Source organism: Betaproteobacteria bacterium (genome assembly GCA_009693245.1).
Lineage (GTDB): Bacteria > Pseudomonadota > Gammaproteobacteria > Burkholderiales > SHXO01 > SHXO01.
The window spans coordinates 49531-62084 of record SHXO01000005.1 but is presented as its reverse complement, the minus strand read 5'-3'; the positions used below and the strand labels follow the sequence as shown (position 1 = coordinate 62084).

Here is a 12554-nt window from a genome sequence, read left to right as displayed (position 1 = left end):
CCTCGCCGCGATCACCCAGCCAGCGTCGCGGGATCTACATTGCCGCCACAGACAATGACAGCGGCGCGCGCACCGGATTCAAGGCCCGCGCGGCCGGACAAGAATCCCGCCAGGGCCGCGGCACCGCCAGGCTCGGCCGCGACGCGAAAGCGCTCCCATAGAAAACGCTGGGCTTGCACGATTTCTTCGCCGGAAACGAGGATCACCTCGCTCTCGAACTTACGTGCAATGGAAAAGGCGATGGCTCCGATGCGCTTCGCGCCCAGCGAATCCGCCGCGATACCAGACACCGGCACATCGACCGGTTCCCCGGCCTTCAAGGCGTCGTGCAGCGTCGCGCAAGAGGACGGTTCCACGCCGATCACGCGCACGCGATTCTCGAACCATCCCGCAACCCCGCCAATGAGCCCGCCGCCGCCCACGGCCACGAACACCGCATCCAACCCACCTATCTGCAATTCCATTTCACGAGCGAGGGTGCCCTGCCCCGCCACCACCTCCTCCTGGTCGTAGGCGTGGACCACCAGCGCACCCGTGCCGCCAGCCCGCGCTTGCATGGCAACAAAGGCTTCTGAGTAGCTTGCACCCACTTGATGAATGGTGGCGCCATAAGCCTGCAAACGCGCTAGCTTCGTCGCGGGCGTAACCGACGGAACAAATATTTCGGCGGCCACGCCCAGTTCGCGCGCCGCATACGCCACGGCCGCCCCATGATTTCCCCCCGACGCCGCGATCACGCCCGCCGAAGGAATTTCGGAAGACAGCATGCGATTAAATGCCCCGCGCGGTTTGAACGAACCGGTGTGCTGAAGTAATTCGAGCTTTAGCACCGTTCGCGAATCCAACTCGGCAACCGGCGTCTTGCGCACGCGAGAACCCACGCGCACGGCAGCCTCCTCGATCCTACCCCTCACTCCTCCCTCGTCACTCCTCACGCCTCACCTTTCACCTCTCACCTCTCACGCCTCACCAAGAATACCTCACCGTGTACTTGATCACGGCTTCCTTGTCCGCGCCAATGGTGACGGGAATATGAATCGTGCGTCCATCCTGTTTCTCGAAGGCGTGGGAGGCTTGGGTGATCTTCCAGTTCGTCCAGCGGTAGAGGTTCTCCTTCACGATCACTTTCACCGCTTCTTCCTTGCGGTTGCGAATCTTGACATCGATCTCCTCCGTCATGGTGTTGCGGTTCGTGTCTATCTTGAATTCCACTTGCCGGCGCTCCCCCACCACGTCGAAGGCCGAGCCCAGTTTTAGCAGGATGGTTTCGTTCTTGGGCGTGTGATCGATGCGGTCCTCGCCGATGAACTCCATGGATCCATCGGCGCTATCGAGCTTACTCACGCGCACCCGGCCCGAGGGGAGGGGCACGCCCATGTTGTTGTCCTTCGTGTTCTTGAAGCTCAGGTAGGTGTCCACCTTCTTATTCCCAGTGAGCCCGAAGTTGCGGTCCGTGATCGGGCTGCCGCCATAGCCAAAATAGTTTCCGTCCTAGCCGTAGCAGACCAGGGTCTTATCGCAGGGCACCGAACTCACGGAGGGGAACAACTCGATCTGCTTGGTGGAATTGTCGGGCAGAGTGCTGGGCCGCCCCAACGTATAGAGGTGATACTCGAAGAAAGACTTTTCTTGGAACCCCGCCTCGGCCAGATCTTCACGCTTCATTTCCATGGAGGCTCGCAAGCCGCCCGTGGCTTGCGGTTGTGGTGCCCGGTGTACATCGCCGGCGATGAGCTTGATCTTTGCCTCCGGGTAGCCCGCGCCCGACTGGTTGAGGATACTCACCCAGGCGCCCACATCCACCTTGCACGAGTTCGCATCCGCGCCTTCCGTGTAGGTAAGGTTGTAATCAGCCCACCAAGTAACGCCAGTGGTTTGGTAGGACACGCGCACATTGTGAGCGCCAGCCTTTTGTGCCGCCACCTCCCACAAGAGCGTGGGCCGCGTGATGAGCCCGCCGGGCAGGTTGGGCAAGACCACTCCGGAGTTGTGTGGAATGCTACGCACCATGCCGTCGGCTTGCCGGAGCACGATGCTTCCTTGAGTGGAAAGCAGGGTTCCGTTGAAGGTCTCCACCTTGGCTTCGCGAGTTTGTTCTACGGAAATCTCGCGGTCAACGAACTTCCGCATTAACTTCTCCGTGCTCACCAAATCGAACTGAAAGTTTTGCTCGATCACACGCGCACCCCGCGGGTCCGTCAATGACTGAAAGGAAACGGTCGTCGGGTCGATTAAACCCGCCACATCCGTGAACCGAACTTCGTTGCGCCCGCTCGCAAGAGCGATTTCTCGGTCATGACGCACCAATGCGTACCCCGGCACGGCGTAGCCCGCTTGCGCACCGTGCCGGTAAATCTCTGCGGGAATCGCGCCGGGCTGCGCACTGCTGTAGATGGTGATGGAATGGCCAGTCTGCGCCGCGAAAGCACCATTTGTCATGCACAAGACAAGAAACACGGAAGGATGGGAAAATGGCTTCATGGAGATTCCTTTGAGGGTGGATTCTGCCACCTGTAAACGCGCAGGCGCCGAAAAAGGGTTAGAGTCTTGCCAAACGACGGATTGCAGTCCAAAACCACAGAAGGAGACCGCAGTGGATATTAGCGAGATCAAGCGCATCATCAAAAAAACCCCCGCCACCAAACAATACGATATCAAGCAAGCCCGAATTGACCTGACGGCAGCGCTGCGCACCGCTTCGCGCATGGGCCTGAGCGAGGGCGTTTGCAACCATTTCAGTTTGGAAGTGCCGGGCGAGCCGGACAAATTCCTCATCAATCCCCAAGGCCTGCATTGGTCGGAGATTACGCCTGGCAATCTCATGGTCATCCACGAGAGCGGCAAGGTATTGGACGGCAAGCATGAGGTGGAGGCCACCGCCTTCTTCATCCACTATGGCGTGCATCTCAAGGCCAAGAAGAAAGCCGTTCTGCACACCCACATGCCCTGGGCCACTTCCCTCACGTTGCTGGAACGGGGGCGCCTGGAAACCCGCACCAACCAGAACGCCATGCGCTTCCACGAACGCATCGGCTACGACGACGACTTCGGCGGCCCGGCCCTGGGCAACGAGGAGGGCGAGCGCATCGCCCATGCGCTCGGCGGCAAGGACATCATGTTCATGGCCCACCACGGCGTGATGGTGTGCGGGGAACGCATCGATTACGCCTTCGACGATCTTTACTACCTGGAGCGATCCTGCATGGTGCAATGCCTGGCACAGCGCAGCGGCAAACTCCTGCGCCAGGTTTCTGACCAGATGGCAACCGGCGTGGCAGCCGCCATCGAAGGCGAACGCCAGCAGTCCGCCTTGCACTTCGCAGCGTTGAAGCGGATTCTGGACCGCGAAGAGCCGGGGTGGTCGAAGTAAGCCGGCGAGGGATTAATGAAACTCGAAAAGACTGGAAATGATCTCTGACGAAGCGATTAACTGGCCACTCACCACCCGGGAGGGAGTTCGGAAGGGGCAGCTCCATCGCAACTTACGACTGACAGTGCGAGAACGTCTAGAAGCGCTGGAAGAAATGGCTGATTTGAGCCGGTACCTTGCCGAGCTTAGAGCGCAGGGAAAATTCACTACGCCGGCAAGGGCTAAAGCATGATTAGGATGCTCGTTTTTCTCTTCCTGCTTCCAACTGCGGCACTTGGTGCGAGCCCGGAGATGGAAGCCCAGATCCGGCGTCTCGAATCCGCGCTTTCCCACGCCAACCAGTAGTTCCTGGCCGGTGGAATGGCTTGGCTCGATCTCACCTTACTGGTCATGACCTATTGCGTAGCAATCAAACTCGACGCTGGCATTGTCTTTCTGTCGGACTCCCGCACGAATGCAGGCGTGGACCAGATCAGTACCTTCCGCAAAATGACGGTGGTGCAGAACCCCGGCGAGAGATTGCTCGTTCTGATGAGCGCGGGAAATCTGGCGATCACCCAAGCCGTCAAACAACAGTTGCTGGAACGCGAAAGCGGCGAGGGCCTCTCCCTGTGGACAGCTCCGAGCATGTTCGAGGCCGTGCGCCTCGTGGGCGATGCCGTGCGCCAGGTGCAAACGCGCGATGCCCAAGCGTTGAAGGACTTCGGCATCGAATTCAACTGCAACTTCCTCTTCGGCGGCCAGATTGGCGCGGAGGCATGCCGCGTGTTCCACGTCTACGCCGCCGGCAATTTTATCGAGGCCACCGCGGAGAACCCTTACTTTCAGATTGGGGAATCCAAGTACGGCAAACCTATCCTAGACCGCGTCATCACGCCCTCCACTCCCCTGGATGAAGCCGCCAAGTGCGCGTTGATCTCGATGGATTCCACGCTGCGCAGCAATCTTTCCGTCGGCCTGCCTTTGGACTTGCTTTGCTATGAAACGGGAATGCTCAAGGTGACCCGCTTCGCAACCATGGACGAATCCAATAATTACTTCCAGATGATTCGCTCCACGTGGGGCAAACGGCTCAAACAAGTCTTCACCGAGATCGCCGATCCAAGCTGGGAAGCGAGCCAGGACACCACCAAGTATCCCTTGGTAGGCGCCATTCGCACCATGCCGAACTTGGTATCTCCTCTGAATCCCGCGAAATCCCCGGCACCGGTAAGGTTCAGCGCGGTTCAAACCATCGCGGGCAGTGCAGATCCCGCGCGCAAAGTGTAAATAAGTGCGATTCACACGGGCACGCGCCAGGCCACGTACGTTCTCGCCTGGGCGATATTGGGTTCAGGTTAAGATTACTAAGATCAGCACAAACCCAAATTTCTACTTTGAGTAATACCTACGACTACGTAATCGTCGGCGCGGGTTCGGCGGGCTGTGTCCTGGCGAACCGCCTGAGCGCCAATGGCCGCGACAGCGTGTTGCTACTGGAAGCCGGCCCGCGCGATACCAATTTCTGGATTCACGTGCCGCTGGGCTACGGCAAACTGTTCGCGCGCACCGATGTCAACTGGGCCTATCAATCCGAACCTGAGCCCACTCTCAATGGCCGGCGCGTATTCACTCCGCGCGGCAAAGTGCTGGGCGGCTCCTCTTCCATCAACGGCTTGGTGCATGTTCGCGGCCAGCGCGAGGACTACGACGGTTGGGGCATACCCGGATGGACCTTCTACGATTTGCTACCTTACTTCAAGAAGTCCGAGAACCATAGCCTCGGCGCCAGCGAGTGGCATGGCGCGGGCGGGCCTCTGGCCGTGTCGGAAATTCCGGATAAACATGAAATATGCGATGCCTTCATCGCTTCCGCCATGGCACTCGGCGTTCCCCACAACGACGATTTCAACGGCGCGACCCAAGAGGGCACCGGCTACTACCACGCCAACGCGAGCAACGGAAGGCGCTGTAGCAGCGCGGTCGCTTATCTTCGCCCCGCGGAAAAGCGATCCAACCTGCGCGTGGAAACCGAGGCGCTCGCCACTCGCGTCATGTTCGAGGGCAAACGCGCCACCGGCGTGATCTACGAAGCGCGCGGGGCCCGTCACGAGGTGCGCGCCGCGCGCGAAATCATCCTTTCAGGTGGCAGCTTCAACTCACCGCAACTGCTGCAACTCTCCGGGGTAGGACCGCGCGCGTTGCTCGACCGTCATGGTATCTCGCCAGTGCACGATGCGCCCGGCGTGGGGGAAGATCTGCAAGACCACTTCTACTGCCGCACGTTCTGGCGCTGCACCCGGCCCATCACGCTGAACGACGACATGCGCACCTTTTGGGGCCAAGCCAAAATCGGCCTTCAGTACCTGCTACAGCGCCGCGGCCCGCTCACCGTGAGCGCCGGTTACGCCGCGGCGTTCATCCGCACAAGGCCAGAAATTGCGCGCCCTGACGCACAAATCTATTACATCAATTTCTCCACCGCCAAACGCGGCGGCCATCTGCATACCTTCTCTGGATTCACCCTCTCGGTATCGCAAACCCAGGTGGAATCGCGCGGCTCGGTACATATCGCCTCTGCCGATCCGCGCACCATGCCATCCATCCGCTACAACCACCTCGCCACGGAGAACGACCGCCGTGTAATGGTCGATGGCTTGAAGGTCGTCCGCCGTATCGCGGCCACGGCACCCATGCGCGACTATGCCGCCGCCGAGGAATTCCCCGGGCCGCGCGTGCAAAGCGACGAAGACTGGCTCGCCTTCTGCCGCGAGGCCGGCGACACCGTGTTCCACCCCACTTCCACCTGCCGCATGGGAACCGATGCACGCGCCGTGGTGGACCCGCGCCTGCGCGTGAACGGTGTGGAATGCCTACGAGTCGTGGACGCCTCCGTCATGCCGGCCGTGCCCTCCGGCAACATCAACGCCACCGTTATCGCGCTGGCGGAGAAGGCGGCCGATTTGATTCTTGAGGATGGGCGGTAGCCCGCTGCCGCCTAGGGCATTTACACTACGTTTTGAGTCATGAAAAAGCTACTCAGACTCTGGCAACCCCGTAAGCCACTATTCTGGATGATGATGGGGTTTAACGTGCTGTCTTCCGTATGCACTTGGGCCATGCGCACGCTGCCGCTGAATTCGTTTGGCCTCGTGCTAATCGGCATGATCGCGCTGATGAATGTCGCGTTCGGGCTGTTGGCCGCTTGGAAACTTGTGCAAAGCAACTAAGAAAGCGCTCTTCGGCCAGCCAGGACTCTTGGGGTAGGCATAATACCCTGACGGCGAACTTTGGCCTAAACGAACGGAGACACTGATGCATGTTATTTCTCGGGCAGGAATTGCCCTGGCCACCGGCCTCTTGGCGCTCGCGTTCAACCTAGCGAGTGCCGACCCCTTCTGCTGCGAATGCAAGGACGGCAAGAAGCACTTGCTGGATGAATCGAGCATCGGTAGTGCCGGAACGAAGTGCAGTTTGAAGTGCAGGCGCCCCACGCTCCCCAGTAAAGGGGCCTGCGAAGCGCCGGCCCCTGCCGCGGCAGCCCCGGCTCCAAGCGCGGAAGCAAGCGCTTCCGCATCGTTGTTCAAGTCCGAAGATTGTTCAGGAGACCACATCAAGGCGGGCAAGTCCAATGCGCAACTGGCCTCCGGTATCTATTCCTACCAAGTGGAAAGCGGCCTGATGAGCGCCTTCGAGAAAGCCAATTTCAGCGGAGCGAGCACGCGCCCCGTGGTGGGATCCATGTGCGTTTCGCCGGGTTGGGCCATCGGTTCTGTCAAGGTTGGGCCTTAACGGGAGGTTGAATCCTCCCGTGTAAGGTTGCATGGAGTCTTTGCGACAAAATGCCGAGAACCGCATCCGTGTATATGAAATTACGGGTGCATCCGGTAGCTAGGCCGTCGCGTATCATTTACGAGCGTGACTAGGCTTGCCGGTCCCTCGACACCCCCTAACTCACAAGGAGAACAGCATGAAAAACGAATTGATGATCCGTTCCGCCATCGCCGGCCTGGTCGCTTTGGGCCTCACCGCAGGCGGCACCAGCGCGCTCGCTGCCAAGGGCGACAACGAGAAGTGCGCCGGCATCGCCAAGGCAGGCATGAACGATTGCAGCACCAGCAAACACTCTTGCGCTGGACAAGCCAAGACGGACGGCAACGCCGAAGAGTGGGTCTACGTGCCCAAGGGCGCTTGCGACAAGATCGTTGGCGGCCAAGTCGTCGTCAAGAAATAAGTTCTAGCGAAGCAAGAAGGACTACGGGGAGGCTGCATGTTTCGGCCAAGTCTTCCCGTGGAACGATTGTGCGGAGTGGGGCTGCGCGCCCCGCACTACCGCGAAGTGCTCGATACGCTGCCCGCCACGGGCTGGCTGGAAGTCCATAGCGAGAATTATTTCGGCGACGGCGGGCAGCCACACTTTTATCTCGGCCGCTGCCGGGAGCACTATCCCCTCAGTTTGCACGGTGTGGGCTTGGGACTAGGTTCCGCCAGCCCGCTTGATTCGGCGCATCTACAGAAGCTCAAAGGATTAATCGAGCGCTACGATCCTTTCGTCGTATCCGATCATATCTGCTGGAGCGCGGCAGGCGGCAGGCACCTCAACGACCTGCTGCCACTGCCCTATACCGAGGAGGCGCTGGCCCATCTTAGCCAGCGTGTGATGCAGGCGCAGGAGACCGCCGGCCGCCGGATTCTCATGGAGAACGTGTCGAGCTATCTTCGCTACACGCACTCCACCATTCCGGAGTGGGAGTTCGTTGCCGAACTGGCACGCCGAAGCGGCTGCGGCTTGCTATTCGACGTGAACAACGTCTACGTCAATGCTGTCAATCACGGTTTCGACGCCCGTGATTACATCGCTGCCATGCCGGGCGATGCGGTGCAGGAGATTCATTTATCCGGTTTCGATGCGAGCGGGTCTTGTCTCATCGACACTCATGGCACGCCGGTAAGCGATGCCGTATGGGACTTGTACCGCGCCGCGATCCGGAGCATGGGGCCCAAACCGACGTTGATCGAGTGGGACACCGACCTCCCGCCGCTCTCGACGCTGCTGGAACAAGCCGCGCGCGCGCAGGCCATCCTGGAGGAAGAGCATGCTCTGGCTGCGTGATCTCCAAGAGCAATTCACGCAGGCGCTATTCTCCGGCGTGGATGCGCCCATCGAGAACGTGATCGAAGCTGGGAGTCTGGACCCTTCGGCACGCCTGGGGATTTACCGCAACAACGTGTTGGGCAACTATCGCAACGCGCTGCGCGATACCTATCCGGTCATTTTGCGTTTGGTGGGAGACGAATTTTTCAACGCGGCCGCCAGGCTTTTCGCTAAACAGTCTTTCTCGGACTCCGGAGACTTGCATGATTATGGCGAGGAATTCGGCGCTTTCCTCGCCGCGTTTCCTCCCGCGCGAGGCTTGCCCTATCTTGCCGATGTTGCACGGCTGGAGTGGGCCGTGCATCGTGTCTTCCATGCCGCCGATGCCAAACCTCTGGACTTGTCGCGGCTCGCCGAATTCAGCGCGGACCGGCTACCTGCGCTGCGCTTTACTTTGAGTCCTGCCGCGCGCTTGGTGGAGTCCATTTACCCCATCGCCCGTATATGGCACGTGAGCCAGCCAGACTATGCGGGAGACGATACCGTGTCTCTCGATGAAGGGACGCAACTTGTGCTGGTGAGCCGCCGTGACCATGCGATCGAATTAAGACCATTGACTACGGGCGAGCACGCCATGTTGCACGCACTTGCCACCGGGCGCCCGTTAGGCAAGGCGCTGGCCCGGGCGCTTGTCGTTGAGCCAAATTTCGGCGTTCAGAAGTTCATGACAGATTTTGTGGCAACCTCTATATTCACGGACATAATCTGTTAGGGAAAGAAACGCGGTTTCATCCAACAACTCACGATGCACACCAGCAATTCCTTTCTCGCGCCCGCGCGCATGCATGCGCCCGCGTGGCACACCACGCGATGGTTCAACACCGACGCAGCTTTGAGCCTGGAGAGCTTGCGGGGAAAAGTAGTGGTCTTGCACGCATTCCAAATGTTATGCCCCGGCTGCGTATCCCATGGCATTCCCCAAACACAGCGTATTCTCACGAAACCTTTGGCTCGGAAGACCTTGCGGTGGTGGGATTGCACACCGTTTTCGAACATCACGAAGCCATGCAACCGGTGTCCCTGGAGGCCTTCCTGCAAGAGTACCGCGTGAACTTCCCGGTCGGCGTGGATGAGCCCGGCGATGGCGATCCCATCCCACGCACCATGGCCGCCTACGAATTACGCGGCACCCCTACTCTACTTCTGATCGACCGCGGCGGTTTCTTGCGCTACCACGCCTTCGGGCAAGCTCCCGATCTGGCGGTGGGCGCTGCTATCGCTCAATTGCTGGCGGAAAAGGCGGCCTAACCGCAAGGCGGGTGCGCGCCTACGGGGAACGCTGCTGTAAAATCCGCGCCTTTCACCGGTCCAAGAATCGCCCTGAATGTCCTCCCCGCCGAAAAAAGTTGGAGCCGAAACGCCAACGCACGTCACCAACTTTATCCGCAACATCATCGGCGAGGATCTCGCCAAGGGTAAGTACGCCACGCGCACCTGGGGCGGAAAACCCGGCCCCGCCACCGTTCACGCGGGGGCACCCGCGGATCCCGCGAAGATCCGCACGCGTTTTCCGCCGGAGCCCAACGGTTATCTGCACATCGGGCACGCGAAATCCATCTGCCTGAACTTTGGCCTCGCGCGCGATTACGGCGGCTGGTGTCACATGCGCTTCGACGACACCAATCCTGTCACCGAGGATTCGGAATACGCGGAGTCCATACTCGATTCGGTGAAATGGCTGGGTTTCGATTGGGGACCCCATCTCTTTTATGCTTCGGACTACTTCCAGGAACTCTACGACTTCGCCGAGCTGTTCATCATGCACGGCCTCGCCTATGTGGATTCGCTGAGCGCCGAGGAAATGCGCGCGCATCGCGGCACCTTGACGGAACCAGGCACGCACAGCCCTTATCGTGACCGGAGCGTGGAGGAAAACCTGTGCCTCTTTCGCGAGATGAAGGCAGGCCAGCACGCCGATGGCACCCACGTGCTGCGGCTCAAAATCGACATGGCCTCGCCCAACATAAATCTGCGTGACCCCGCCATCTACCGCATCCGCCACGCGCATCACCACCGCACGGGTGACAAATGGGCGATCTACCCCATGTACGATTACACCCATTGCATATCCGATGCGCTGGAGAACATCACCCACTCCGTCTGCACCCTGGAATTCGAGGATCACCGGCCGCTCTACGATTGGGTGTTGGAAAAACTGGCTGGGTTTGGGGTATTGCAACGACCCCTGCCCAACCAGTATGAGTTCTCGCGGCTCAACTTGACTTATGTGGTGCTCTCCAAGCGCAAGCTCATCCAATTGGTGGAGGAAAAGCGCGTGGATGGATGGGACGATCCACGCATGCCCACGCTCGTCGGCGCTCGCAGGCGCGGATATACCCCAGAAGGATTTCGCATGTTCGCCGAGCGTATCGGAGTATCGAAATCCGATTCGTGGATCGACTACAGCTTGCTGGAAGACTGCATGCGGGAGGATTTGAACGAACGTGCGCCGCGCCGCGTGGCGGTGCTCGACCCGCTCAAACTCATCATCGACAACTATCCCGAAAGTGGAGCGGAGGAAACGCAAGCACCCAATCATCCACAGAAGGCCGATTGGGGTAAGCGCGCCATGCCCTTCTCCAAGGAACTGTGGATCGAGCGCGAGGACTTCATGGAAATACCTTCAAAGGGTTACTTCCGGCTTTTCCCCAGCAATGAGGTGCGTCTGCGTTATGGCTTCGTGGTGAAGTGCAAGGGCGCGGATAAAGATGCGAGCGGAAATATCATCGCGGTTCATTGCGATTACTACGCCGATTCCAAATCCGGCACCCCTGGTTCGGACACCTACAAAGTCAAGGGCAACATCCATTGGGTTTGCGGCAAGCACGCCTACCGTGCCAGCGTGCGACTTTATGACCGCTTGTTCAAGACCGCCCACCCTGGTAGCGAGCAGGATTTCCTGGAAGATCTCAATCCGGGTTCCGTGAAAATTATCAGCGGCTACTTGGAACCCTCCTTGAAGGACGCGAAACCGGAAGACAGGTTCCAATTCGAACGTCACGGCTATTTCGTTGCGGACCGGATAGAGTCCAACCCTGGCGCGCCCGTCTTTAACCGCGCGGTGACGCTGCGCGATTCTTGGACGAAGCAACCCTAAGCTCACGCGAGCATCCCCCTGCGCACACCGGTGCGCACGGCTCCCGTAATTGCTCTGGCATATTTGCTGCCCTCGGTTCTGTCTGCGATTTAGGTTACTCACGATATTTAACCAACGCCGTGACGCCAGGGGCGTCCGCGCGCAAGACCAGGGGCACGAAATATGAAATCCATTCAACACTACGAGAAACAGGGCAGCGTCTTAATTGGAATGTTGTCCGCAAACGCACGTATGCAGGGCGTACCTCCCATTTGCTTGGGATCGATCGTAATTCTGGAGAAAACCATGCTCTCACTCATTCAATTGTGGAAACTACGGAAAGACGATCATTAAATCAGCCAGGCAGACGCACTCTCACACGGCCTAGCTCCGCAACGATGAGTGCCCCGCGTTGAAGTTCGGCCGAAAAGCGGCTCAGCACACCTGAGCGCATGCTTCTGCTTGCGTCTTGGCCGGTATACCAACCAGCCGAACGATCCCACAATGACTCTGGCCACGCCGAATTGCTAGCTCTCCGAAGTCCTTATCAAGAGTAACTAGCACGCGGTTTTCCTTGGACGCAATTGACAGAATGGCCTCGTCACCCGGATCGAAGGGCCATTCCACGGCCCAAGTAACGTCGTGCCACTCCTGTTCTAGGGCTGGCGCTGCCTTGCCCCAAACACAGGCGTCCAGCAAGACCTTCACGCAGGCGCGCTAACGAACAGTGGTTCCACCCTTTCTTGTGCGACGATCCTGCGGGCGTAGATCAAGCACGCAAGAATATCGTCGCGCTCAAGCCAGGGATATCCTTCAAGAATCGTATCAGGAGAGTCGCCTAAGGAAAGCATGCTAAGCACGTGTTCCACGGCCAGCCGTCTCCCGCGAATGATGGGTTTGCCGCCAAAAATCTCTGGGTTAACTGTAATCCGCTGAAGCAGTTCGTCCTCTTTCATAACTCGCTCAGAACCTGA

The 12554-nt window shown here is 59.2% G+C and carries 13 protein-coding genes and 2 pseudogenes; 10 read left to right on the top strand and 5 right to left on the bottom strand.

Annotation, left to right across the window (positions count from 1 at the left end; translation table 11 throughout):
* Positions 1–11: 11 nt before the first annotated feature.
* The 3 genes from EXR36_01630 to EXR36_01620 form a co-directional block, all read right to left on the bottom strand.
* On the bottom strand, positions 12–902 hold the full coding sequence (locus EXR36_01630; GenBank protein MSQ58372.1) for a threonine/serine dehydratase: 891 nt from the start codon (positions 900–902) through the stop codon (positions 12–14).
* 64 nt (positions 903–966) lie between these two features.
* Positions 967–1419, bottom strand: a complete 453-nt coding sequence (locus EXR36_01625; GenBank protein ID MSQ58371.1) for a hypothetical protein — start codon at positions 1417–1419, stop codon at positions 967–969.
* 72 nt (positions 1420–1491) lie between these two features.
* Entirely contained in the window at positions 1492–2481 is a 990-nt protein-coding gene (locus EXR36_01620) for a hypothetical protein (protein ID MSQ58370.1), read from the bottom strand.
* Between EXR36_01620 and EXR36_01615 the strand changes: the two genes are divergently transcribed.
* From EXR36_01615 to EXR36_01570, 10 genes and pseudogenes are all read left to right on the top strand, one after another.
* Positions 2480–3370, top strand: coding sequence for an aldolase (locus EXR36_01615; GenBank protein MSQ58369.1), 891 nt, complete (start codon positions 2480–2482; stop codon positions 3368–3370). The two genes, EXR36_01620 and EXR36_01615, sit on opposite strands and share 2 nt — an antisense overlap.
* A gap of 390 nt (positions 3371–3760) precedes the next feature.
* Complete coding sequence (locus EXR36_01610; GenBank protein MSQ58368.1) at positions 3761–4639, top strand: peptidase; 879 nt, start codon at positions 3761–3763, stop codon at positions 4637–4639.
* A gap of 107 nt (positions 4640–4746) precedes the next feature.
* On the top strand, positions 4747–6336 hold the full coding sequence (locus EXR36_01605; protein MSQ58367.1) for a choline dehydrogenase: 1590 nt from the start codon (positions 4747–4749) through the stop codon (positions 6334–6336).
* Positions 6337–6375: 39 nt separating this feature from the next.
* Positions 6376–6579: a hypothetical protein gene (locus tag EXR36_01600; GenBank protein ID MSQ58366.1), complete on the top strand. Its 204-nt coding sequence runs from the start codon at positions 6376–6378 to the stop codon at positions 6577–6579.
* A gap of 85 nt (positions 6580–6664) precedes the next feature.
* Positions 6665–7141, top strand: coding sequence for a hypothetical protein (locus EXR36_01595; GenBank protein MSQ58365.1), 477 nt, complete (start codon positions 6665–6667; stop codon positions 7139–7141).
* 178 nt (positions 7142–7319) lie between these two features.
* Positions 7320–7583, top strand: a complete 264-nt coding sequence (locus tag EXR36_01590) for a DUF2282 domain-containing protein (protein ID MSQ58364.1) — start codon at positions 7320–7322, stop codon at positions 7581–7583.
* Between the two features lie 36 nt (positions 7584–7619).
* Entirely contained in the window at positions 7620–8462 is an 843-nt protein-coding gene (locus EXR36_01585; GenBank protein ID MSQ58363.1) for a DUF692 domain-containing protein, read from the top strand.
* Complete coding sequence (locus EXR36_01580) at positions 8446–9216, top strand: DUF2063 domain-containing protein (GenBank protein ID MSQ58362.1); 771 nt, start codon at positions 8446–8448, stop codon at positions 9214–9216. Before EXR36_01585 ends, EXR36_01580 begins: the two co-directional genes overlap by 17 nt.
* Positions 9217–9285: 69 nt before the next feature.
* Positions 9286–9752, top strand: a pseudogene (locus tag EXR36_01575) (redoxin domain-containing protein).
* A gap of 76 nt (positions 9753–9828) precedes the next feature.
* Positions 9829–11601 (top strand): glutamine--tRNA ligase/YqeY domain fusion protein, encoded by a 1773-nt coding sequence (locus EXR36_01570; GenBank protein ID MSQ58361.1) that lies wholly within the window; start codon positions 9829–9831, stop codon positions 11599–11601.
* Between the two features lie 334 nt (positions 11602–11935).
* Here EXR36_01570 and EXR36_01565 read toward each other — a convergent pair.
* Together EXR36_01565 and EXR36_01560 are read right to left on the bottom strand one after the other, a co-directional pair.
* A pseudogene (locus EXR36_01565) lies at positions 11936–12288 on the bottom strand (toxin-antitoxin system, toxin component, PIN family protein).
* Positions 12285–12536: a DUF433 domain-containing protein gene (locus EXR36_01560; GenBank protein ID MSQ58360.1), complete on the bottom strand. Its 252-nt coding sequence runs from the start codon at positions 12534–12536 to the stop codon at positions 12285–12287. Before EXR36_01560 ends, EXR36_01565 begins: the two are co-directional and overlap by 4 nt.
* Positions 12537–12554: the final 18 nt, after the last annotated feature.

What these genes read in the sequence shown, in the direction of transcription:
- EXR36_01615 (MSQ58369.1), top strand. Translation starts at nt 2,480, where the DNA reads ATGGAGATTCCTTTGAGGGTGGATTCTGCCACCTGTAAACGCGCAGGC.
- EXR36_01620 (MSQ58370.1), bottom strand. Translation starts at nt 2,481, where the DNA reads ATGAAGCCATTTTCCCATCCTTCCGTGTTTCTTGTCTTGTGCATGACA.
- EXR36_01610 (MSQ58368.1), top strand. Translation starts at nt 3,761, where the DNA reads ATGACCTATTGCGTAGCAATCAAACTCGACGCTGGCATTGTCTTTCTG.
- EXR36_01600 (MSQ58366.1), top strand. Translation starts at nt 6,376, where the DNA reads ATGAAAAAGCTACTCAGACTCTGGCAACCCCGTAAGCCACTATTCTGG.
- EXR36_01595 (MSQ58365.1), top strand. Translation starts at nt 6,665, where the DNA reads ATGCATGTTATTTCTCGGGCAGGAATTGCCCTGGCCACCGGCCTCTTG.
- EXR36_01590 (MSQ58364.1), top strand. Translation starts at nt 7,320, where the DNA reads ATGAAAAACGAATTGATGATCCGTTCCGCCATCGCCGGCCTGGTCGCT.
- EXR36_01585 (MSQ58363.1), top strand. Translation starts at nt 7,620, where the DNA reads ATGTTTCGGCCAAGTCTTCCCGTGGAACGATTGTGCGGAGTGGGGCTG.
- EXR36_01580 (MSQ58362.1), top strand. Translation starts at nt 8,446, where the DNA reads ATGCTCTGGCTGCGTGATCTCCAAGAGCAATTCACGCAGGCGCTATTC.
- EXR36_01570 (MSQ58361.1), top strand. Translation starts at nt 9,829, where the DNA reads ATGTCCTCCCCGCCGAAAAAAGTTGGAGCCGAAACGCCAACGCACGTC.
- EXR36_01560 (MSQ58360.1), bottom strand. Translation starts at nt 12,536, where the DNA reads ATGAAAGAGGACGAACTGCTTCAGCGGATTACAGTTAACCCAGAGATT.